Consider the following 21600-nt stretch of genomic DNA (forward strand, 5'->3'; position numbering starts at 1 on the left):
AGGCGGCGGCGGTCGGGCTCGGTCAGTGGCGGTCGGGCCCGGTCAGTGGCGGTGGGGACCGGTCAGCGGCGGTCGGGGACGGTCAGCGGCGGTCGGGGCCGGTCAGTGGCGGTCGGGAGCGTTGCGCTTCTTGCGCAGCTTGCGGTCGTCGCGCAACTCGACGTACGGCTCCTCGTCGGTCGGCCGCAACCCGGCCTGGATCGCCCGGCCGCGCTCCAGTTCCGCGTCGAACTCGGCGCCCAGCAGGATCGCGATGTTGCTCAGCCACAGCCAGACCAAGAAGATGATCACGCCGGCGAGCGCCCCGTACGTCTTGTTGTACGAGCCGAAGTTGCTGACGTACAGCGCGAACAGGCCGGAGACCACCAGCCAGATCACCACGGCCACCACACCACCCGGGCTGACCCAGCGGAAGCCGCCGTGCCGCGCGTTCGGCGACGCCCAGTAGAGGATCGCGAACATCAGGCTGACCAGCACGAGCAGGACCGGCCACTTGGCGTAGTCCCACACGGTCACGGCGGTGGACCCCAGGCCGATCGCGTCCCCCACCTGTTCGGCGAGCCGACCGGTGAAGACCACGATGACGGCGCTGGCCAGCAGCATCACGCCGATCACGGCGGTCACCCCGACCCGGATGGGCAGCGTCTTCCAGATCGGTCGCCCCTCGGGCACGTCGTAGATGGTGTTGGAGGCGCGCATGAAGGCGCCGACGTACCCGGACGCGGACCAGAACGCGCCCAGCAGACCGAGGATCGCCGCGACACCGGCCAGCCCGCCGTTCTGCTGGGCCTGCGTGATGGCGCCGTCGATGATCTGCCGGATGTTCTGCTCCGGCACCGCCTCGTTGACGGTGTTCCTGACCTGATCGGTCGCGTCCGGGCCGAGCAGACCGAGCAGGCTGACCAGCACCAGCAGGCCCGGGAAGATCGACAGCACGCCGTAGTAGGTCAGGGCCGCCGCCCAGTCGATGAGACTGTCGTCCCGGAACTCGCCGACAGTGCGGCGCAGCGCCCCCTTCCAACCGGTGCCCGGCAGGTCGGCCGGGCTGTCAGGCCCCTCGTCCGGCCCGACCGGCCCGGTGGCCCGGCTGTCCCGGGCATCGACGGACCGGCCGTCCCGGACGTCGGTGGAACGCCCGTCGGTGGTCCGGGCGGACCGGGTGTCACGGTCGGAAGACTCGTCGGAGGCCATCGCCCCTCCTCGTGATCGGGCTGTCGTCCCGGACCACATGCCCCGCCCGCCCCCGGCGTAACCCCTACCGGTAGAGCAACCTGGCCATCCGGCGGGAGGTGACCGCCACTCCACCGACCAGCACCACCAGCAGGTACGCCACGTCGAGCAGCCAGGTCGCGTCGGCGGTGTCGAGCGTCACGCCCCGTAACAGGTGTACGGCCCGGTACAGCGGGGTCGCCTCCACCAGCCAGCGCAGCACCACCGGGTAGGTCTCGGCGGGCACGAACGTGCCGGAGAACAGGAACAGCGTGAACTGGGCCGATCCGACCAGGTCGAAATCCTGCCAGCCGCGCATGAACGTGGAGACCGCCATGCCCAGCGCGCCGAACGCGAAGCCCACCAGCACCGCCGCCGGCAGGGCGAGCAGCGCCCGCCCGACGTCGGTCAGACCCATCGCCACCATCACCCCGAGGAACGCGGCCGAGTACGTGGTGCCCCGCAACATCGCCCAGCCCAGCTCGCCGAGCGCGATCTCGACCGGCCGTACCGGGGTGGCGATCACGCCGTCGTACAGCCGCATGTACTTGAACTTGCCGAAGAAGTTGAAGGTGGTCTCCGCGAGCGCGCCGGTCATCGCCGACGAGGCCAGCATGGCCGGGGCGACGAACGCCGCGTAGGACACGACACGTCCGCCGGCCAGCGTGAGATCGCCGACCATCGCGCCCACCCCGACGCCGATCGACAACAGGTAGAGCAGCGGCTCCACGAAGCCGGACACGAGCAGCAGCCAGTAGACCGAGTGCAGTGCCGCCACGTTGCGGGCGGTCACCGACGCCGCGCGCCGCGACGTGTCGGTGAGGCCCACCAACCGGGGCAGGACCAGCGTGACCATGCCGCCCTCCTAGAACACGAGCCGGCGGCGGAACCCCCGGCAGGCCAGCACCCAGCCGGCCGCCGCCCAGGCCGCCAGGTAGAGCAGGTGACCGACGACCGACCACTGCGGGGCGGTGCCGAGGGTCGCCGCCCGGCACAGGTCGACGCCGTGCCAGAGCGGAGTCACGTACGCCAGGGCGCGCAGCCCCGCCGGCAGCGACTCCACCGGGAAGAACACGCCCGCGAACAGGGTCATCGGGATGACCGCGAAGCGGAACAGCATCGCCAGCCAGCTGTCGCTGTCCACCATCGACGAGTACGCGAACGTCGGTGCGGCGACCGCCGCGCCGAGCAGCAGCACCACCACCGGCACGGTCAGCGCCCAGGGCGAACGCACCGCACCGAACAGGGCCGCCACCAGCAGGAACGTCACGACGCTGGTGGTCACGCGGAGAAGCACGAAGGCCAGGTGCCCGGTGACGATGTCGGCGACCCGCAGCGGCGCGGTGATCTGGGCGAGGTAGGACCTGGTCCACCGGAAGCTGCTGAACACCGGGAAGGTCGACTCGGCGGTGGCGACCTGCACCGCCGTCGACGCGAGCAGCCCCGGCACCAGCCAGTCGAGGTAGGACACTCCGCCGACGCCCTGGTCGATGAAGGCACCCACGCCCAGCCCGAATCCCGCCACGGTCAGCACCGGCAGCAGGAACGACGAGAACACCCCGGCCCGCCAGGTGCGCCGGTAGCCCGTCAGGTGGAAGGCGAGCACCGCCAACGTGGGTGCCATCGGATTGCCCCGCGCCCGAACACGCCGCCCCACCACCACCGCGACCACCCCCCGTTCGCCGTACTCCGTGATCTTCCTGCCCCGCGGCGGCGACGGACCTGCGGCCGGCCGCCACCCGGGTCGCCCGATGCCGGCCGACCGACTCCCCACCCCCCGTGGGCTGGAAGTCGGTCAGTCGATCAGGGTACGACCGGTCAGGTGCAGGAAGACGTCCTCCAGACTGCTGCGGCGCACCAGCACCGTGGCCGGCGACAGCCCCCGCTCCTGCACCAGGGCGACGGCCGCGTCGCCGTCGGGCACGTAGAGCAGGATGCGGTCGGGCAGCACCTCGATCCGCTCCCCCAGCCCGCCGAGCTTGCCGGCGTACGCCTCCTGGGACTCACCGGCGAAGCGCAGCTCCACCACCTCGCGGGTGGAGTGCTGCTCGATCAGGGCGCGTGGTGAGCCCTCGGCGACGATCCGGCCGCCGTCCATCACCACCAGCCGGTCGCACAGCTGCTCGGCCTCGTCCATGTAGTGGGTGGTGAGCACCAGCGTGACGCCCTGCTGTTTGAGCCGGAACAGCCGCTCCCAGACCAGATGCCGGGCCTGCGGGTCGAGCCCGGTGGTGGGCTCGTCGAGCAGCACGATGTCGGGTTCGTTGACCAGCGCCCGGGCGATGGTGAGGCGGCGTTTCATGCCACCGGACAGCGGCTCGACCCGGCTGTCGGCGCGCTCGCCGAGCTGGACGAAGTCGAGCAGCTCGGCGGCCCTGCGCCGGGCGACCCGGCCGGGAACGCCGAAGTAGCGGGCGTAGGTGACGAGGTTCTCCCGGACGGTCAGCTCCGGGTCGAGGTTGTCGAGCTGGGGGCAGACCCCGAGGCGGCCCCGGATGGCGGCACCGTCGCGGACCGGATCCTGGCCGAGGATGCGCAGTTCCCCGTCGCTGGGCGGGGAGATGCAGCCGATCATGCGCATGGTGGACGACTTCCCGGCCCCGTTGGGACCGAGGAACCCGAACGCCTCGCCCGGGTGCACGTCGACGTCGATCCCGTCGACGGCGGTGAAGTCGCCGAAGCGCTTCACCAGCCCCCGTGCCCGGATCAGGGGTGCGGCGGTGGTCACCGACCGACCGTAGCCGCCCGGTCCGACAGCATCGACCGGTTATTGGCATCACGTTGAGTAGTCCTATCACTTTCAGTGATCGGTCAGGGAACGCGCCGCAAGGATGGGGTGAGGGACGACCCTCGCCCGCGAGTGCGCGACCAAAGCCGCATACCGGAGGCGAACGGGCGCCGCGGGCTCCACAGTGCACCCGTTTGCCACCCTTCGATGACCGTCGCCCGCCAATAGCATTCCGAATTGCCGCTCCACAGAGTTACGTAAACGCCGTTAAGGTGACCGTAAGCAATCATGATCGGCAATGTTCCAAGGCGCAGACAATTCGCGTATCGTGCCCCCTCGTGTCGCGTATCCGAATCCCCGACGGATCTTCGCCAGCCTCGGGGAACCCCGGTCCGGGATTCGTCGGGTCCGATGCGGAGATCGGAGGCGAAGGTCCGGCCCCGCGGGAAACCGCCGCCGCCGACGGGCCGCCCTCACCGGACCCACGCGAACTGGCCGCCCGATTCGAGGACGAGAAGCCCGGCCGGGTGCTGTCCGGCCGCCTCGGCGTCGCCCTCACCGCCGCCGCCCTGCTAGTCGCCCTTCTCGCGCTCCACCAGGTGTTCCGGCCCCTGTCCCAGGGCAGCAAGTACTACCTGATCCTCTTCCTCGCCGGCGTGCTGCCACTGGTCTTCGTGGCGTACCCGGCCGGGCTGCGGTGGCCCCGACGCCGGCAGCGGGAACCCGCCACCGACACACCCGGCACACCAGCGCCACCCACCGCCGACACTCCCGACGGGACGACCCCCGCCAGCGCCGGGGAGACACCGGCCGGCACCGGCGGCCCGAGCGTGTCCGACTGGACGCTGGCCGCCGTCGCCCTGCTCGCCTGCCTCTACCCCGTGCTACCCGTCGCACTGGGTGCCGGCGGTGGCGGATACGACGCGTTCCTCGACCGGCAGGGCCTGCTCGTCGGGGTGGACGTGGCCATGGGCACCGTCCTGCTGCTCCTGCTGCTGGAGGCGTGCCGCCGCACCACCGGCTGGATCCTGCCCGCCGTGTGCCTGGTCTTCCTCGGCTACGGCTACTACGGCGGGCTACTGCCCCAGCAGTGGCCCGTCGCGCACGCCGGACTCGACTTCGGGCAACTCGTCGACGCCTTCTACAACTCCGACAGCGGCTTCTACGGCACCCCGCTCGACGTGGCCGCCACGTACATCGTGCTGTTCACCATCTACGGCGCGGTCCTCGACCTCTCCGGCGCGGGCCGCTTCTTCGTCGACCTCTCCGCCGCCGCGTTCCGCCGCTCCCGCACCGCCGCCGGCCGCACCGCCGTCGCGTCCGGCTTCCTGCTCGGCACCGTCTCCGGCTCCGGCGCGGCCACCACCGTCAGCATCGGCGCGGTCACCTGGCCGATCCTGCGCAAGGCCGGCTACCCGCCGGAACGGGCGGGCGGCATGCTCGCGGCGGCCGGCGTCGGGGCCATCCTCTCCCCGCCCACCCTGGGTGCGGCGGCCTTCATCATCGCCGAGTACCTGGGCGTGTCGTACCTGCGGGTGCTCGGCTGGGCCACCGTTCCCACCGTCCTGTACTACCTCGGCATCCTGCTCGCCGTGGAGATCGACGCACGGCGCTCGGGCGTACGCCCGGTGGCCGTCGCCGCTGGTTCCTTCGGGCGTCTGCTGGCCCGCTTCGGATACCACTTCGCCTCGCTGTTCGTCATCGTCGGCCTGCTCGCCATGGGATTCTCCGCCACCCGCGCGGTGGTGTACGCCACCGTCGTCGCCGTCGCGCTGTCCTTCCTCGACCGGCACCACCGGCTCACCCCCACCCGGCTGGTCGCCGCGCTCGCCGGTGGCGTACGCGGCGTCCTCGCGGTCACCGTGGTCTGTGCCGCCGCCGGCATCATCACCGCCACCTCCACGAAGACCGGCCTCGGTCCCCAGGCGGCGGCGCTGCTGATCGGCGCGGCCGGCACGGTCAGCTCCGAACCGGCCGTGCTGCTGGCGCTGACCGCGCTGCTGGCCGCCGTGGCGCTCAGCCTGCTCGGTCTCGCCGTTCCGGTGACCGCCTCGTTCGTCATCGGCTGGGTCATCATCGGCCCGGCCCTGCTCGACCTGGGCGTCACCCCCGCCGCCGTCGCGATGTTCGTCTTCTACTTCGCGGTGCTCTCCGAGGTCTCCCCTCCGACGGCGCTCGCGGCGGTCGCCGCCGCCGCCGTCACCGGCGGTCGGGTGGTGCCGACCATGTGGCAGACCCTGCGGTACGCGCTGCCGGCGTACCTCATCCCGCTGGCCTTCGTGTTCACCCCCACCGGGCTGGGGCTGCTCGGCATCGGCGGCCCCCGGCAGATCGCGGTCGCCGCCGCCGTGACCGCCCTGGCCGTCGGCGTGCTGGCCGTCGCGGCAGGTGGCTGGCTGCCCGGCGTGGGTCCCGCCGGGGTGCCCGAACGGATCCTCGGCACTGCCGCCGGGCTGTGCCTGCTGTGGCTCGAACCCGTGCCCGTCGCGGTCGGCGTCGCACTGGCGGCGGGCGCGGCGACGGGTGTCCTCGTACGACGCGGCACCGCCACCGGTGGGCCGCGCGCCGGATCACCGGCACAACCCAGGGAGGAGACAGAGTGAGACGGATCAACGTGCGGCTCGCGGCGGGCGTGGGCGCGTTCGCCCTCGTCGCGGTGGGCACCGCTGGTTGCGGGGGCCGTCAGGACAGCGCGGCCAAGGACGACACCGCGTCGGCGGTCACCTGCGAGGTGGGCGCGAACACCCGGGTCGGCATCGCCACCGGCAACGCCACCGGGGTCTACTACGCGGTCGGCAACGCCCTGGCCACCCAACTCGCCGACGCCACCGGCGGCAGGGTCACCGGCACCGCCGCCGAGACCGGCGCCTCCGTGCAGAACATCGAGCAGCTGGTCGGCGGCCAGTACGACGTGGCCTTCTCGCTGTTCGACACCGCCGTCAACGCGGTGCAGGGCAAGGAGAGCTTCAGCTCCCCCCAGCCCGTCGAGGCGCTGGCCCGCATCTACGACAACTACACGCAGGTGGTCGTCCGCACCGACTCGGGCATCAACTCGGTGGCCGACATGAAGGGCAGGAAGATCTCCACCGGCTCCCCGAAGTCCGGCACGGAGGTGATCGCCAACCGGCTGCTGGAGGCCGCCGGCCTCGACCCGGCCACCGACGTCCAGGCACAGCGCCTCGACCTGACCAAGACCGTCGAAGGCGTCAAGGACGGCAGCATCGACGGCTTCTTCTGGTCCGGCGGCATCCCCACCGCCGGGGTCACCGACCTGTTCACCACCGCCGGCGGTGCGGTGAAGTTCATCGACATCACCCCGCTGCTGCCGAAGATGGCCGAGCTGAACCCGGCGTACCAGGCCGGCACCATCGCCGCCGACGTCTACTCCACCGGCGCGGACACCCCGACCATCGTGGTGCCCAACGTGCTGCTCGTGCGCAAGGACCTCGACGCCAACGTGGCGTGCGCGATCACCCGCACCGTGTTCGAGAAGAAGGACGCACTCGCCCAGGCCAGCTCGGCCGCGAAGGGCATCAGCCTCGACTCCGCGCGCAAGACCGATCCGGTCGGGCTGCACCGGGGCGCGGCCAAGGCGTTGCAGGACCTCGGCGCGAGCTGACCGACGGTGGCCGGGCCCGGTGACGGGCCCGGCCACCCCCGACCCGTCTCCCGGAGATCCGCGTGCCGCCTGCCAGCCCCGCCCGCGTACGCCGGCACAACCGGCCCGCCGGCCACACCGACCGGTGGTGGTCGGTGCGTACCCAACTGCTCGCACCGATCCTGGTGGCCATCGTCGGTCTCGTCGCGCTGGGCGCGATCCAGACCGGCGACGCCCTGGCCGACTCCACCGACGCCGACCGCGCCCGGGTACTGGCCGGCACCGCCACGGCCACCGTCTCGCTGGTGCACGAGCTGGAACGCGAACTCGGCGAGACCGCCGCCCTGCGCCAGCGCGGCGGCACCTCCGGCCGGAAACTGGTCGACGCCCAACGTTCCCGGGTGGACGCCGCCGTCTGGCGCTACCGCCAGGCCAGCGCCGACGGCCGCCGGGCCGCGCCCGACCTGGGCCCCGCGCTGGACGCGGTCGACGACCAGCTCGACCAGTTCGCCGCCGCCCGCGAGGCCGCGCTCACCGGGGACGGCGGCGACCCCACCTACCAGACGCTGGTCGAGTCGCTGCTGGCCGTCGCCGACGCGCTGCCCGCCCAGGTGCGCGACCCCGACCTGGCCAACGGGGCCCGCGAGGTCGCCGCCGTCGCCACCCAGGAACACCTCGCCGCCCTCGAACGGGACCTGCTGCGCACCGTCTTCGTCCGCGGTGAGCTGGGCAGGGGCGACCTGGCCCGGCTCGGGCGGCTGCGCGGTGCGCAGGAGCAGCGGCAGGCGGAGTTCTCGCGGATCGCCGGCCGGCCGGCCACCGCCGCGTACACCCGGCTGCTGGCCGGCGTCGACGTCTCCACCGCCCGCCGGATGCGCGACAGCGCGCTCAACGCCGACTCCGAACCGGGCGCGCTGAGCACCGACGCCGACGCCTGGTACGTGGCGCAGAGCGGCACCATCCGGCGGTACAACCTGCTCGGCCGCGAGTTGTCCGAGGACCTCGACGTCCGCGCCGCCGAGCTGGCCGGCGACGCCCGGCAGCGGGCGCTGGCCACCGGCGCAGCGACCACCGCCCTCGCGCTGGCGTCGCTGACGGCCGCCGGCTGGCTGGCGGTACGCACCAGCCGTCGGCTGCGCCGGCTGCGCGTCGCCGCGCTGACCATGGCGCACCGGGAGCTGCCCGAGCGGATCACCGCCATCGCCGCCGGCGAGGTCGCCCCCTCCGAGGGGGCGACATCCCAGCTCACCGAGGGGATCAGCCGGGGCCGCGACGAGATCGCCCAGGTGGCCGAGGCGTTCGACACCGTGAACCGGGCCGCGCTGCGGCTGGCCGGCGAACAGGCCGAACTACGGATGGACGTCACCCGGATGGTCGAGGCGCTGGCCCGGCGGATCCGCACCCTGATCACCCGTCAGCTGCGCCTGCTCGACGAGTTCGAGAAGGAGGAGACCGACCCGGACGCCCTGGCCCGGCTGTTCGCGCTGGACCACCTGGCCGCGCGCATGCGCCGCAACGGGGAGAACCTGCTCGTGCTGGCCGGCGGCGAACCGGGCCGTACGCAGGAGGGCACCCACCTGCTCGCCGACGTGGTGCGCGGTGCCGCCTCCGAGATCGAGGAGTACGCCCGGGTCGAGATCGACGTACCGGCCGCGGCGGTGCACGGCTCCGCCGTGGGCAACCTCGTGCATCTGCTCGCCGAACTGCTGGAGAACGCCGCCGCGTACTCGCCCCCGCACACCCCGGTGCACGTCGACGGCCGGCGCACCGTGGACGGGTTGACGCTGCGCGTGCACGACCAGGGCATCGGCATCAGCGACAGCCGGCGGGCCGAGATCAACGAACGGTTGCGGGCCCCGGCGGTGCTCTCCAGCGCCGCCGCCGGCAGCATGGGCCTGCACGTGGTGTCCCACCTGGCCGCCCGGCACGGCATCCAGGTGCAGCTGCACAGCACCGGGGTCGGCACGGTGGCGCAGGTGGACGTGCCGGAGGCCGCGCTGACCCGGATGGAGGACGTGGCCGGACGCCCCTCGACCGACGGGCGGGCGGCGATGCCGGTGACGGGCGGAGCCTGGTTCCGTACCCGCACGGGTGCACCCGTCACCCCGGCGTGGAGCCCGGCGGCGTCGGCCGGATCCGCCGGCCCGCCAACCGCCGGCGGGTTCACCGCGCACACCGGCTTCCATGGCCCGACGGTGACGCTGCCGGTGCTCGGTGGTCCCGCCCTGCCGGCCGGCGACCCACCCCCGCCGACCGGCACTCCCGGGACTGGCGGCGGCCTGCCCCGGCGCACCCGCGGCGGTCAGCTCCAGCCCGGTCTGCACCAGGCCCCGCCGCCCCGCCCCGTGGACGACCTGCTCGACCCCGAGGTCGTGCGGGCCCGACTGTCCGCACTGTCCGAGGGGGTGGCCTCCGCGATGCGACGTACCCAGCAGACGAAACCGAAGGGGAGACCCGAATGAGCCCACATGCGAACGCCGGCCTCGACTGGCTCCTGGCGAACTTCGCCGAGCAGGTGCCGGACGTGTCGCACGCCCTCGCCGTGTCCGGCGACGGGCTCCGGTTGGCCGCCTCACCGCACCTGTCCGCCGACCAGGTCGACCAGCTCGCCGCCGTGATCAGCGGCCTGGCCAGCCTGACCGTCGGGGCGGCCCGGCTGATGTCGGCCGGCCGGGTACGCCAGCAGATCGTGGACATGGACGGCGGAGTGCTGCTGGTCATGGCGGTAGGCGACCGGGCGCTGCTCGGGGTGCTGGCCGCGTCCGGCTGTGACCTCGGCCAGGTCGGCTACGAGACGGCGACGCTGGTGCAGCGGGTCGCCGAGGCGCTGGAACCGGCGGCCCGGACATGAGGCGGGCCAGCCGCCTGTTGGCGGCCCTGCTGGCGGTCACGCTGGCCGGCGGCTGCGGCGGCGACGATCCGCCCACGCCCGAACCGTGGCACGACGGCCGGATCTTCCTCGCCACCGGCAACACCACCGGCGTGTACTACCAGCTCGGCGGCGGGTACGCCGACGTGATCAGCCGGCACCTGCCCGGCTACGAGGCGCGGGCCGAACCGACCGGCGCGTCCGGGGAGAACATCACCCGCCTGGTCAACGGCGACATGGAGATCGCCTTCAGCCTGGCCGACACGGCCGCCGACGCGTACGCCGGGCAGGGCGCGTTCGCCGGTCAACCCCAACCGGTGCGGGCGCTGGCCCGGGTCTACAGCAACTACACGCACGTGATCGTGCGCGCCGACGCGGGCATCAGCAGGGTGGCGGAGCTGCGCGGGAAGCGGGTGTCCACCGGCTCGCCGAGGTCGGGCACCGACATCATCGCCGGCCGGCTGCTGACCGCCGCCGGGCTGGACCCGGAACAGGACGTACGCCGGGCCCGGCTGTCGCTGCCCGAGACGGTCGCCCGGATGCGGGCCGGCAAGCTCGACGCCCTGTTCTTCTCCGGCGGCCTGCCCACGCCCGGCGTCGCCGATCTGCTGGCCGGTGCACCCGGCCGGTTCGTGCTGCTGCCGATCGCCGACCTGATCGAGCCACTCAACGCCACCTACGGGTCGGTCTACACCACGGCCGAGCTGCCCGCCGACGCGTACGGCACACCCACCGGCACCGCCACCGTCACCGTGGCCAACGTGATCCTGGTCGGTGGGGACATGCCGGAGCAGCTGGCGTACGACCTGACCCGGCTGCTGTTCACCCACCAGGCGGAGCTGGGCGCGGTGCACCCCGAGGGTGGGAACTTCACGAAGCAGACGGCCGCCGGCACCGACCCGATCCCGCTGCACCCCGGGGCGGCCCGCTACTACCAGGTGGGCTGAGCGGCGGAGCGCCGCGACCCGTCGACCCGACCGCGGCTGAGCCGCCGTACGACTCGGATCTTGGTACGGAAGCGCCCCGGGAGGGGCCGGAACGTACCAAGATCGGCACGCCGACTGTCGTGCGGAGCGTCACGTGCCATCCGGAGCGTCACGTGGTCACACGGGTGGACGCGTGGCCGGTTGGGGTCAGATGTCCCGTGGAGTCGTCGCGGCGCGGGCCGCCGCGACGAGCCGGTCGGTCTCCGCGAGGATCTCCGGGGCGTCGGCGGGGGTGCCCGGATCGAAGCGGACCATCCACGTCAGACCGTCCACGCCCGGCGCCCGCCGCCCCACGACGCGGCCGGCACCGCCGGGCAGGGCGTGATGCTGGGTGTACGCCACTGACTTGGTGACCCGGGCGCGCACCTGCTGAGGCAGGTCACCCGGATCGACCAGCAGATAGGTCTCGGCCGGCAGGTCGGCGACGACCAGCCAGCCGTCGTGCTCGGCGACCCGCTCGCCCGGGGTGACGGTCAGCTCCCGGCCCGACCAGGTGACCTTGACGACGTCGTGCCAGCCGATCCGGTGCCCCCGACCGGGCAGCCAGAGCCCGAGGTTGGTGGCGACCAGCACCCCGTCACCCTCGCCGTTGCCGGCGGCGGCCCAGGCCAGCACCCGCTCGTCGCGCTCCAGGGGCGGGCGGTCGGCGGCCGGCAGCTTCGGTCGGCGGCGGAACAACGCCATGTCTACAGCCCTCCCGCGGCCTGTTCACGCAGCGCCCGGGCGTGCTGCTCCAGCGACAGCAACTCCCCGAACGCGGCGAAGTACTCGTCTTTGTGGGAGACCGGGTTGATCCGCTGGATCCGGGACTTCAGCTCCCTGATCCGGCCGGTCACCGAGCCCCACTGGAGGCGGGCCATGGTCACCGACACGTAGCGCGGGTCCGGTTCGCCGTCGAGACGCAGCGGCTCGACGGCCAGCTCACCCACGAGCGCCTGGGCCGCGAGATCCTCGCAGGCGTCGCGCACCGACTCGATCCACACCGCGCCGCCCGTCGCCGCCGAGGCGCCGCCGGCGGCGGCGACCGCCGAGCGCACCGCCACGTGTACCGGGTGGCGGTAGTCGGACGCCTCGACCGCGTCGAACATCGGCCCCGCCAGCACCGGTTCCTGGAGGGCGAGCTTCAACGCCTCCCGCTCCACCATCGAGTGTGGACTGTCCACCGCCGGTTCCGGGCGGGCGGCGGGACGGGCGGGAGCCGCTTCCTCCCGACCGGACTGCCCGTTGGCGGCGGCGAGCACGGCCCGCTGCACCGGCTCGATCTCCATGCCGAGGTCGCCGGCGAGCTTGCGGACGTACTCGGGACGCTTCTCCCGATCCTTGATCCTGGCGACGAGGGGGGCGGCCCGGCGCATCGCCTCGACCCGGCCGTCGACGGTGTCCAGGTCGTACCGGTTGATCACATGACGCAGCGCGAAGTCGACCAGCGGCTCGCGGCGGGCCACCAGGTCACGCACCGCCAGGTCGCCCTTGGCCAACCGCAGCTCGCACGGATCCATGTTGTCGGGGCTGACCGCGATGAAGGTACGCCCCACGAAACGCTGATCGTCCTCGAAGGCGCGCAGGGCGGCCTTCTGACCGGCCGCGTCCCCGTCGAAGGTGAAGATGATCTCGCCGGCCACGGCGTCGGTGTCCAGCAGCAGACGGCGCAGCACCCCGATGTGGTCGGCGCCGAACGAGGTGCCGCAGGTCGCCACCGCCGTGGGCACGCCGGCCAGGTGACAGGCCATCACGTCGGTGTATCCCTCGACGACGACCACCTTGCCCTGCTTGGCGATCTCCCGCTTGGCCTGGTCGATGCCGTAGAGCACGTGCGACTTCTTGTAGATCGGCGTCTCGGGGGTGTTCAGGTACTTCGGGCCGTCGTCGTCGTCGAAGAGCCGACGCGCACCGAAGCCGATCACATCCCCGGTGAGGTCGCGGATGGGCCACAGCAGCCGGCGGCGGAACCGGTCGATCAGGCTGCCGGAGCGGGCCGGGCGGGACAGGCCGGCGGTCACCAGCTCGTCGTGGCTGAAACCCTGCTGGCGCAGGTGTCTGGTCAGCAGGTCCCAGCCGTCGGGGGCGAACCCGCAGCCGTACCGCTGCGCGGCGGCCCGGTCGAAGCCCCGTGTGGCCAGGAACTCCCGCGCCGGGCGGGCCCCGGCGGTGGTGAGCTGCGCGGTGTAGAACTCCACGGCGGCGGTGTGCGCGGCCACCAGGCGCTGGCGCTGACCCTGCTGCGGGCGGGCCCGGGGAGTGTTGTCACCCTCGACGTAGCGCAACTGGATGCCGGCGCGGGCGGCGAGCCGCTCCACGGACTCGACGAAGCTCAGGTGCTCGGCGTCCATCAGGAACTTGATGGCGTCGCCGCCGGCCCCGCAGCCGAAGCAGTACCAGACGTTGCGGGCCGGTGAGACGTTGAACGACGGGCTCTTCTCGTCGTGGAACGGGCACAGCCCCTTGAGGTTGCCGCCGCCGGCCGAGCGCAGCGTCACCGTCTCGGCGATCACGTCGGCGATCGAGGTGCGCTCGCGGACCAGCGCGATGTCCTCGTCCCGGATCCGCCCCGCCATGCCGCCACCCCCCTCGGCCTACATCCTGCCCTGCCCCACCGACACCGCGCCGCCGGGGGACACCGGGTGTGGCGACCGCCGCCGCGCGCCCGCCGGGGCAGTGCGCCGCGCGGCGGCCGGGGCAGTGGTCAGCAGCCGGTACCGTCGCCGACGGCATCCGACGGCCAGGCCCTCCGGGCAGCACACTCTCCGGGCGACGCGGGCCAGGCAGGGAGGCGACCGGCGGGCGACACGGGACCGGCGGGGCGAACCGGACCGGCGGGGTGAACCGGACCGGCGGGGTGCCAACCGGCGGGCGGCGCGGGACCGCCACGATGCGGAGGAGTACGCAATGGCCGACGAACCGGACGTACCGCTGACTGTCGCGCTCGCCGAGTACGAGCACCTGCGCGAGCTGAGCCGAGCGGTGCACGACCAGTCGACGGCGAGGTTCACGTTCTTCCTGGCGGTGGCCTCGGCGGCCACGGCGGTCTCGGCGGGACTGGTCACCACCGGCTCGCCGGGCGGGCGGTACGGTCCGGCGGTCCTGGGTGGGCTGGGGGTGCTCGTGCTGCTCCTGGGCATCTCGGTGTTCGCCCGCCAGGTCGAGCTGAACGACCGGGGACGCCGGTACGCGGTGGCCGCCACCGTGCTGCGTACCTATCTCGCCCGCCGGGCGGAGGGTCTCGCGCCGTACCTGATGCTGCCGACGCTGGACGATCCGGGGCCGTTCGCGCCCGAGCCGTTCCGGCGGCACTGGTTCCGGGACCTGGTCAGTCAGGCCGGCATGATCGGCCTGCTCAACAGTGTGCTGGTGGCCTTCGCCGCCGCCCTGGCCACGATGGCGACCGGGCCGGCCTGGGCGGGCGCGGTCGCCGCGGCGGTGCTGTTGCCCGTCTCGGCCGCCGTCCACCTACGGGTCATCCGCCGCCGCGTGGCCCGCTCCGCCACCCAGGTAGGCACCGTCCTCACCCACCGCCCCCCGCTCCATCGCGTTGATCATGAAATTGTTCCCGAGGAGTCGGACAACTCGCCGGCATGACGTCACGGTCAACGGGGCGCGGTGGGGCAGGCGAGGCGAGGCGGGGCAGGCGAGCGGGGCAGGCGAAAGGGGGCAGGCGAAACGGAGCGGGCGAGGCGGACGGGCGGGCGGGCGAGGCGAGACGGGACGGGCGGGCGAGGCGGGACGGGCGGGCCAGCGGGGTGAGGCGAGCTGGGGCGGGCGGCCCGGGGGTGGGTGGGGTCAGGGAGTGGCGAGAGGGGTCTCGTCGGCTTCGACCTGGCGGTTCCAGTCCGGTTTGGTGGCACGCCAGCCCTCGTCGTCCATGCCGAGGCGCCAGTAGCCGGAGATCGACAGGCAGTCGCGCGGCACCCCTCGCTCGACCCGCAGCAGCCGGCGCAACTCGCGGACGAAGGCCGCCTCGCCGTGCACGAAGGCGTGCACGTCCCCGGCCGGGAAGTCCAGTCCACGCACGGCAGCCACCAGCGCCTCACCCACCGGCCGGCCGCCCCGGTGCAGCCAGGTCAGGTGCACCGCTCCCGGGCTGGGCAGCGACTGCTCGTCGGCGGCGTCGGCCACCTCGACGAACACGTGGGCCGGCGCGCCCTGCGGCAGCCGGGTCAGGGCGGCGGCGATCGCCGGCAGCGCGCTCTCGTCACCGACCAACAGGTGCCAGTCCGCTGTCGGGCTCGGCGCGTACGCCCCGCCGGGGCCGGTGAACAGCACGGGGTCGCCGGGGCGCAGCGCCGCCGCCCACGGCCCGGCCAACCCCTGGTCACCGTGGTGTACCACGTCGACGGTCAGCTCGCCGGCCGCCGCGTCCCACGCCCGCACGGTGTACGCCCGCAGCCGGGGCCAGTGTGCGCGGGGCAGTTCGCGACGGATCGCGGCGAGGTCCATCGGACGCGGATAGTCCACCCCGGCCACCGGGAACACGATCTTGATGTAGTGGTCGGTGAACTCGCCCACGGGCAGGCCCACCAGTTCGTCCCCGCCGAGCACCAGCCGGACCACGTGCGGAGTGGGCCGCCCCGTGCGTAGCACCCGGGCGGTGGTGACTGTCTTCGGGCGCTCCGTCATGCGGTCAGGTTAGCCTCAGCTAACTGTGGGGATCCGGCCCGCCCCCCACTGGCGCTCGGCTAGCTGTGCGGACCCACCCCGCCCCCACCGGCGAGCCGGGCGTGCCAGGCCAGCGCGGCGGGGTCGGTGAGGGAGGCCACCTGGTCCACGACGACCCGCAGCCGGGCCGCGTCGTCGCCGGCCGCCCGCCACAGCGGGGCGAAGACCTCGTCGAGCCCGTCCGGGGCGCGGTCGACCAGCACCGCCACCAGTTCGGTCAGGATCTGCCGCTGCTGTTCGTAGCGTTCCCGCGCGCCGGGGCGGCGCATCACGTACCGCAGGGCGATGCCCTTGAGCAGCGCGCACCGCGCCCGGACGCGTCGGGGCACGACCAGGTCGGCGGCGTACCGGCGGTGCGGGCCGGGGCCGTGGCGGGCGGTGGTGGCCTCGACGGCGGCGGAGACGAACCGGCCGGTGAGCACGCTGGTGGTCGCCTTCAGGGCCGCCTGGGCGCGGTGGCTGGCGTCGTAGCCGGCCAACGGGGCGAGCACCGGGTCGGCGAGCAGGTCGAGCAGCACCTCGCCGAGGTCGGCGGGGCTCTCGCCCGAGTAGGTGGCGGCGACGTCGGCGCACAGCGCGGCCCGCTCGTCGGCGTCGGCGAGCAACGGCCCCAGGGCCACGTAGCCGCCGTGGATGCCGTCCTCGACGTCGTGTACCGAGTACGCCACGTCGTCGGCCCAGTCCATCACCTGCGCCTCCAGGCAGCGCCGGTCGCCGGCCGGTGTCGCGGCCCGCAGCCAGTCGAACACGGGCAGGTCGTCGGCGTACACCCCGAACTTGCGCCGGCCGGGCCGGCGCGCCCAGGGGTACTTGCTCACCGCGTCGAGCGAAGCCCGGGTCAGGTTGAGCCCGGCGGACGTGCCGTCGCCGGCGATCACCTTCGCCTCCAGGCGGGTGAGCACCCGCAGGGTCTGGGCGTTGCCCTCGAAGCCGCCGCAGCCGGCGGCGAGGGCGTCCAGCGCCACCTCGCCGTTGTGCCCGAACGGCGGGTGGCCCAGGTCGTGGGCGAGCCCCGCGGTGTCCACCACGTCGGGGTCGCAGCCCAGGCGGGCACCCATCTCCCGGGCGATCTGCGCGACCTCCAGCGAATGGGTCAGCCGGGTACGCAGGAAGTCGTCCGTGCCGGCGGTGTGCACCTGGGTCTTGGCCGCCAGCCGGCGGAACGCCGCCGAGTGCAGCACGCGGGCCCGGTCGCGTTCGTACGGCGAGCGGCCGTGACCGGAGTCCTTCGCCGGTTCGGTGACGAGGCGGTCGGTGTCGGCGGGCGGGGTCAATCGCCACCTTCGCGCTGTCGCAGGACGCAGAACTCGTTGCCCTCGGGGTCGGCGAGCACCGTCCAGTCCACCTCGCCCTGACCGATGTCGACGTGCCGGGCACCCATGTCGACCAGCCGTTCCACCTCGGCCTCCTGGTCGTCGGGGCGCAGGTCGAGGTGCAGCCGGTTGCGGGTCTGCTTGCCGGTGGCCACCGGCACGAAGACGATGCCGGGCAGCCGGTCGCCCGACGGTCGGATCTCCACCCCGTCCGGCTTCTCGGCGACCACCTGGTAGCCGAGGGCTTCCGCCCACCAGCGGGCCAACCGGGCGGGGTCGCGGGCGTCGACGGTCAGGCTCTCCCAGACACTGCTCATCGCGCCACCGGCCCTTCGACACGTTCTCCGGTCAGTGCACTGTGCTCACTCATGCCGCCACCCCTCGTACGCGGACATCGGTCCTCGGGCGAGCCCAGGTTACGCCCGGACGGGCCGGTCGGCGCGTCGACGACGTGTGCCGGCGGGTCCACATCCCCCGATCAGTCGAGAGTTGCCATCCGATCGCCGACCGTCACGGGATCGCGGAAATCGATGGCCGCCGGTAGCGTCGCCAGCGCACAACGTGACCGGGCGCTATCGACCTCGACCCAACGGGAGACACCTCGTGGACGCGCAGACGGTGATGGGAACGGAGTTGAGCGGGCTGCGGCGGCGTCGCCCGGAGGTCGCCGGCTCGGTCCTCGCCGGCACCGACGGCCTGTTGATCTCCAGTGATCTGCCCGCGACCGACGCCACCCACCTGGCGGCGCTGGCGGCGGCCAGCTTCGGGCTCGGCCACCGGGTCGCCGACACCGTGCGCCACGGCGAGTTCCGCGAATCCGTGGTGCACACGGCGACGGGATGCGTGGTCACCTGGCCCGCCGGGCGCGACGCCCTGCTGACCCTCGTCACCGCCGCCGGCGCCGATCTGGACGCGTTGCGTGAGGAGGCCCGTGCCGTGGTGCACCGGGCCGGCCCGCTGCTCGCGGCCCGGCAGGGTGCGCACAGCGTGATCCGCCCGCCGGACCCGCAGGCACCGCTGGCCGTGCGCACGCCGATGGCCACCCTGCCGGCCCACGCGAGCCGCCGGCCACGCCCCGGCTGGCGGCGACCTCCCCTCTAGGCCCCACGCGGGAGCGTCGGGGGTGGCGGCGGTCCGGGCCCGCCGCCACCCTCCGGCTCCGCGACCCACCGGCCGGCTTCCCGCCCCTGGGTCCGACCCGGCGCCCCAGCCGGCCGGCTCCCGCCCCGCCGGCCGGCTCCGCGACACGGCGGCCGGCTCCGCGACACGGCGGCCGGCTCCGCGACACGGCGGGCGGCTCCGTGACACGGCAGGCGGCTCCGCGACACGGCAGGCGGCTGGGCGGGCCGACGCTCCGTCGGGGACGTCCGACCTCAGCGGCTGTCCGAGCCCGCCGTCTCGATGGCGGCGCGGCCGGCCTCCAGCCGGGCCACCGGCACCCGGAACGGCGAGCAGGACACGTAGTCCAGGCCCACCTCGTGGAAGAAGTGCACCGACTCCGGGTCGCCGCCGTGTTCACCGCAGACGCCGAGCTTCAGCCCCGGCCGGGCCGCGCGGCCCTCCTCGGCGGCGATGCGCACCAGCCGGCCGACCCCCTCGCGGTCGATGGACTCGAACGGGGAGATGCCGAAGATGCCCAGTTCCAGGTAGCGCCAGAAGAAGGCACCCTCCACGTCGTCGCGCGAGAATCCCCAGCCCATCTGGGTCAGGTCGTTGGTGCCGAAGGAGAAGAACTGCGCCGCCTCGGCGATCTGCCCGGCCGTCAGCGCCGCCCTGGGCACCTCGATCATCGTGCCGATCAGCACCTCGACGCCGCTGTCCCCGACGACCTCGGCGATGATCCGTTCGGCTTCGGCGCGCACGGTCTCCAACTCCTGCACGGCCCCGACCAACGGCACCATGATCTCCGGACAGGCCACACCGCCGTCACGGACGACCGCCACGGCGGCCTCCGCGATCGCCCGGACCTGCATCGCGAACAGACCGGGGATGACCAGACCGAGGCGTACGCCGCGCAGGCCCAGCATGGGGTTCTGTTCGTGCATGCGGCGCACGGCCGCGAGCAGCGCCTCCTCCTGGGCGACGTCCTCGCCGCGCTCCTGGGCGACCGCGACGTTCACCGCGAGCTGCTCCAGCGGCGGCAGGAACTCGTGCAGCGGCGGGTCGATCAGCCGGACGGTGACCGGCAGCCCGTCCATCTCCCGGAAGATCTCCACGAAGTCGGCCCGCTGGAGCGGCAGCAGCGCCGCCAGGGCGTCGTCGCGTTCCCGCCCGTCGCGGGCCAGGATCAGCCGCTCGACCAGTTCGCGGCGGTCGCCGAGGAACATGTGCTCGGTGCGGCACAGGCCGATGCCCTCCGCACCGAAGCGCCGGGCCCGGGCGGCGTCCGCGCCGGTGTCGGCGTTCGTCCGGACCCGAAGCCGGCGGGCCGCGTCGGCGTGCGACATGATCCGGTGTACGGCCCGGACGAGCGCGTTGTCGACGTGTTCCGGGTCGAGACTGCCCTCGAAGTACTGCACCACCTCCGACGGCATGACCGGCACCTCGCCGAGGTAGACCGCGCCGGTGGTGCCGTCGACGGAGACGACGTCGCCTTCGACGACGGTGTGCCCGGCGACGGTGAACTTCCGGGCCGGGACGTCGATGTCCAGCTCGTCGGCGCCGGAGACGCAGGTCTTGCCCATCCCCCGGGCCACCACCGCGGCGTGGCTGGTCTTGCCCCCGCGGGAGGTGAGGATGCCCTGGGCGGCGATCATGCCGTTGAGGTCGTCGGGGTTGGTTTCCCGGCGGACCAGGATGACGGCCCTGCCCTCGGCGGCCAGCTCGACCGCGCGGGCGGAGGTGAACACCACCGTGCCGACGGCGGCGCCCGGCGACGCCCCGATGCCCTTGGCCACCGGCTGGAGCCCGTGGTCGAGCTGGAAGCGCGGGAACATCAGCTGGGCGAGCTGGGCACCGTTGACCCGGTGCAGCGCCTCGTCGAGGTCGATCAGGCCCTCGTCGACGAGCTGGCCGGCGATGACGAACGCGGCGGCGGCGGTGCGCTTGCCGACGCGGGTCTGGAGCATCCAGAGCTTGCCGCGCTCGATGGTGAACTCGATGTCGCACAGGTCCCGGTAGTGCTCCTCCAACCGGGCCATGATGCCGAGCAGTTCGTCGTACGACTTCTTGTCGAGCTGCTCCAACTCCTGGAGTGGCACGGTGTTGCGGATGCCGGCGACCACGTCCTCGCCCTGGGCGTTGGCCAGGTAGTCGCCGTAGATGCCCTGGGCGCCGCTGGCGGGGTCGCGGGTGAAGGCGACGCCGGTGCCGGAGTCGGGGCCGAGGTTGCCGAAGACCATCGCGACCACGTTGACCGCGGTGCCCAGGTCGGCCGGGATGCGCTCCTGGCGGCGGTAGAGCACGGCGCGGTCGGCGTTCCACGACTCGAACACGGCGCGGATGGCCAGGTCGAGTTGCTCGCGCGGCTGTTGCGGGAACTCCCGCCCGGTGTGCTTCGCGAAGATCCTCTTGTACGCCTCGACCAGCCCGCGCAGGTCGTCGGCGTCCAGGTCGAGGTCGTCGGTGGTGCCCTTGGCTCGTTTGGCCTCGTCGAGGGCGTGCTCGAACTCCTCGCCGGGCACCTCGCAGACGGTCTTGCCGAACATCTGGATCAGCCGCCGGTAGGAGTCCCAGGCGAACCGGTCCGCTCCGCCGGGGGCGGCCCCGTCCGCACCGCCGTCGGCGGCCGGGTCTGCCCGGCCGCCGGCCTGTCGGGCGAGTCCCAGCACGGACTGGTCGTTGAGGCCGACGTTGAGGACGGTCTCCATCATGCCGGGCATGGAGAACCTGGCCCCGGAGCGGACGGAGACCAGCAGCGGGTCGTCGGGGTCGCCGAGGCGACGGCCCATGCCCCGCTCCAGCGCCTCCAGGTGCGCCTCGATCTGGGCGGCCAGGCCGTCCGGTTGCCGCCCGGTCGCCAGGTACGCCTTGCACGCCTCGGTCGTGATGGTGAAACCGGGCGGCACCGGCAGGCCGAGGTTGGTCATCTCGGCCAGGTTGGCTCCCTTGCCGCCGAGCAGATCCTTGAGCTCCTTGTTGCCCTCGGCGAAGTCGTAGACGTACTTGCCTTCCACCGTCTCTTGCGCTGCCACCAGAGCCTCCCACGCGCGCCGGTCCGACACTTAACGAAGGTTCAGTTGCTTGCATACCCCGGGGCCTACCTCCGGTAATCCCGGGATCAGCGCCGATCGGTGGGCGAAGGT

At 73.4% G+C, this 21600-nt stretch carries 17 protein-coding genes; 7 read left to right on the forward strand and 10 right to left on the reverse strand.

The features are described from left to right. Nucleotides 1–102: 102 nt before the first annotated feature. The 4 genes from GA0070616_RS05900 to GA0070616_RS05915 form a co-directional block, all read right to left on the reverse strand. A complete protein-coding gene (locus GA0070616_RS05900; protein WP_091077517.1) occupies nt 103–1191 on the reverse strand; it encodes a YihY/virulence factor BrkB family protein in 1089 nt (362 codons plus the stop codon). A 64-nt stretch (nt 1192–1255) separates the two neighbouring features. Further along, entirely contained in the window at nt 1256–2065 is an 810-nt protein-coding gene (locus GA0070616_RS05905) for an ABC transporter permease (RefSeq protein WP_091077521.1), read from the reverse strand. Nucleotides 2066–2074: 9 nt separating this feature from the next. Next, nucleotides 2075–2833, reverse strand: a complete 759-nt coding sequence (locus GA0070616_RS05910) for an ABC transporter permease (RefSeq protein WP_091090001.1) — start codon at nt 2831–2833, stop codon at nt 2075–2077. Between the two features lie 171 nt (nt 2834–3004). Next, complete coding sequence (locus GA0070616_RS05915) at nt 3005–3937, reverse strand: ABC transporter ATP-binding protein (protein ID WP_091077525.1); 933 nt, start codon at nt 3935–3937, stop codon at nt 3005–3007. Nucleotides 3938–4275: 338 nt separating this feature from the next. Between GA0070616_RS05915 and GA0070616_RS05920 the strand changes: the two genes are divergently transcribed. The 5 genes from GA0070616_RS05920 to GA0070616_RS05940 all read left to right on the forward strand — a co-directional run bounded on the left by GA0070616_RS05920 (nt 4276) and on the right by GA0070616_RS05940 (nt 11351). Next, a complete protein-coding gene (locus tag GA0070616_RS05920) occupies nt 4276–6540 on the forward strand; it encodes a TRAP transporter permease (protein WP_245712676.1) in 2265 nt (754 codons plus the stop codon). Further along, nucleotides 6537–7556 (forward strand): TAXI family TRAP transporter solute-binding subunit, encoded by a 1020-nt coding sequence (locus tag GA0070616_RS05925; RefSeq protein ID WP_091077528.1) that lies wholly within the window; start codon nt 6537–6539, stop codon nt 7554–7556. The genes GA0070616_RS05920 and GA0070616_RS05925 overlap by 4 nt, the downstream gene beginning before the upstream one ends. 62 nt (nt 7557–7618) lie before the next feature. Next, nucleotides 7619–9997, forward strand: a complete 2379-nt coding sequence (locus GA0070616_RS05930) for a sensor histidine kinase (RefSeq protein ID WP_091077532.1) — start codon at nt 7619–7621, stop codon at nt 9995–9997. Next, on the forward strand, nt 9994–10386 hold the full coding sequence (locus GA0070616_RS05935) for a roadblock/LC7 domain-containing protein (RefSeq protein ID WP_091077535.1): 393 nt from the start codon (nt 9994–9996) through the stop codon (nt 10384–10386). Before GA0070616_RS05930 ends, GA0070616_RS05935 begins: the two co-directional genes overlap by 4 nt. Continuing rightward, complete coding sequence (locus tag GA0070616_RS05940; RefSeq protein WP_091077538.1) at nt 10383–11351, forward strand: TAXI family TRAP transporter solute-binding subunit; 969 nt, start codon at nt 10383–10385, stop codon at nt 11349–11351. The genes GA0070616_RS05935 and GA0070616_RS05940 overlap by 4 nt, the downstream gene beginning before the upstream one ends. Before the next feature lie 186 nt (nt 11352–11537). On the opposite strand, the gene GA0070616_RS05945 is transcribed toward GA0070616_RS05940, so the two are convergent. Further along, on the reverse strand, nt 11538–12074 hold the full coding sequence (locus tag GA0070616_RS05945; RefSeq protein WP_091077540.1) for a hypothetical protein: 537 nt from the start codon (nt 12072–12074) through the stop codon (nt 11538–11540). A 2-nt stretch (nt 12075–12076) separates the two neighbouring features. Beyond that, nucleotides 12077–13945 (reverse strand): DNA primase, encoded by a 1869-nt coding sequence (gene dnaG, locus GA0070616_RS05950; protein ID WP_091077544.1) that lies wholly within the window; start codon nt 13943–13945, stop codon nt 12077–12079. A 331-nt stretch (nt 13946–14276) separates the two neighbouring features. Between dnaG and GA0070616_RS05960 the strand changes: the two genes are divergently transcribed. Next, nucleotides 14277–14966 (forward strand): hypothetical protein, encoded by a 690-nt coding sequence (locus GA0070616_RS05960; RefSeq protein WP_091077552.1) that lies wholly within the window; start codon nt 14277–14279, stop codon nt 14964–14966. A gap of 201 nt (nt 14967–15167) precedes the next feature. Here the strand turns inward: GA0070616_RS05960 and GA0070616_RS05965 are convergent, their stop codons facing one another. The 3 genes from GA0070616_RS05965 to GA0070616_RS05975 are packed head-to-tail and all read right to left on the reverse strand — an operon-like array spanning nt 15168 to nt 17673. Then, the gene (locus GA0070616_RS05965; RefSeq protein WP_091077556.1) at nt 15168–16004 is read right to left on the reverse strand and encodes a siderophore-interacting protein; all 837 of its coding nucleotides are present in this window, start codon (nt 16002–16004) and stop codon (nt 15168–15170) included. Nucleotides 16005–16063: 59 nt separating this feature from the next. Further along, nucleotides 16064–17317 carry a deoxyguanosinetriphosphate triphosphohydrolase gene (locus GA0070616_RS05970; RefSeq protein ID WP_091077560.1) on the reverse strand — a complete coding sequence of 418 codons (1254 nt, stop codon included), beginning with the start codon at nt 17315–17317 and terminating at the stop codon, nt 16064–16066. Then, nucleotides 17314–17673 (reverse strand): VOC family protein, encoded by a 360-nt coding sequence (locus GA0070616_RS05975; protein WP_091077564.1) that lies wholly within the window; start codon nt 17671–17673, stop codon nt 17314–17316. Before GA0070616_RS05975 ends, GA0070616_RS05970 begins: the two co-directional genes overlap by 4 nt. 286 nt (nt 17674–17959) lie before the next feature. On the opposite strand from GA0070616_RS05975, the gene GA0070616_RS05980 reads away from it, so the two are divergent. Then, nucleotides 17960–18457 (forward strand): roadblock/LC7 domain-containing protein, encoded by a 498-nt coding sequence (locus tag GA0070616_RS05980; RefSeq protein WP_091077568.1) that lies wholly within the window; start codon nt 17960–17962, stop codon nt 18455–18457. A 272-nt stretch (nt 18458–18729) separates the two neighbouring features. Here the strand turns inward: GA0070616_RS05980 and ppdK are convergent, their stop codons facing one another. Next, nucleotides 18730–21489: a pyruvate, phosphate dikinase gene (gene ppdK / locus GA0070616_RS05985; RefSeq protein ID WP_091090009.1), complete on the reverse strand. Its 2760-nt coding sequence runs from the start codon at nt 21487–21489 to the stop codon at nt 18730–18732. Between the last annotated feature and the right edge of the window lie 111 nt (nt 21490–21600).

The sequence above is a fragment of the Micromonospora nigra genome, assembly GCF_900091585.1.
GTDB classification, from domain to species: domain Bacteria; phylum Actinomycetota; class Actinomycetes; order Mycobacteriales; family Micromonosporaceae; genus Micromonospora; species Micromonospora nigra.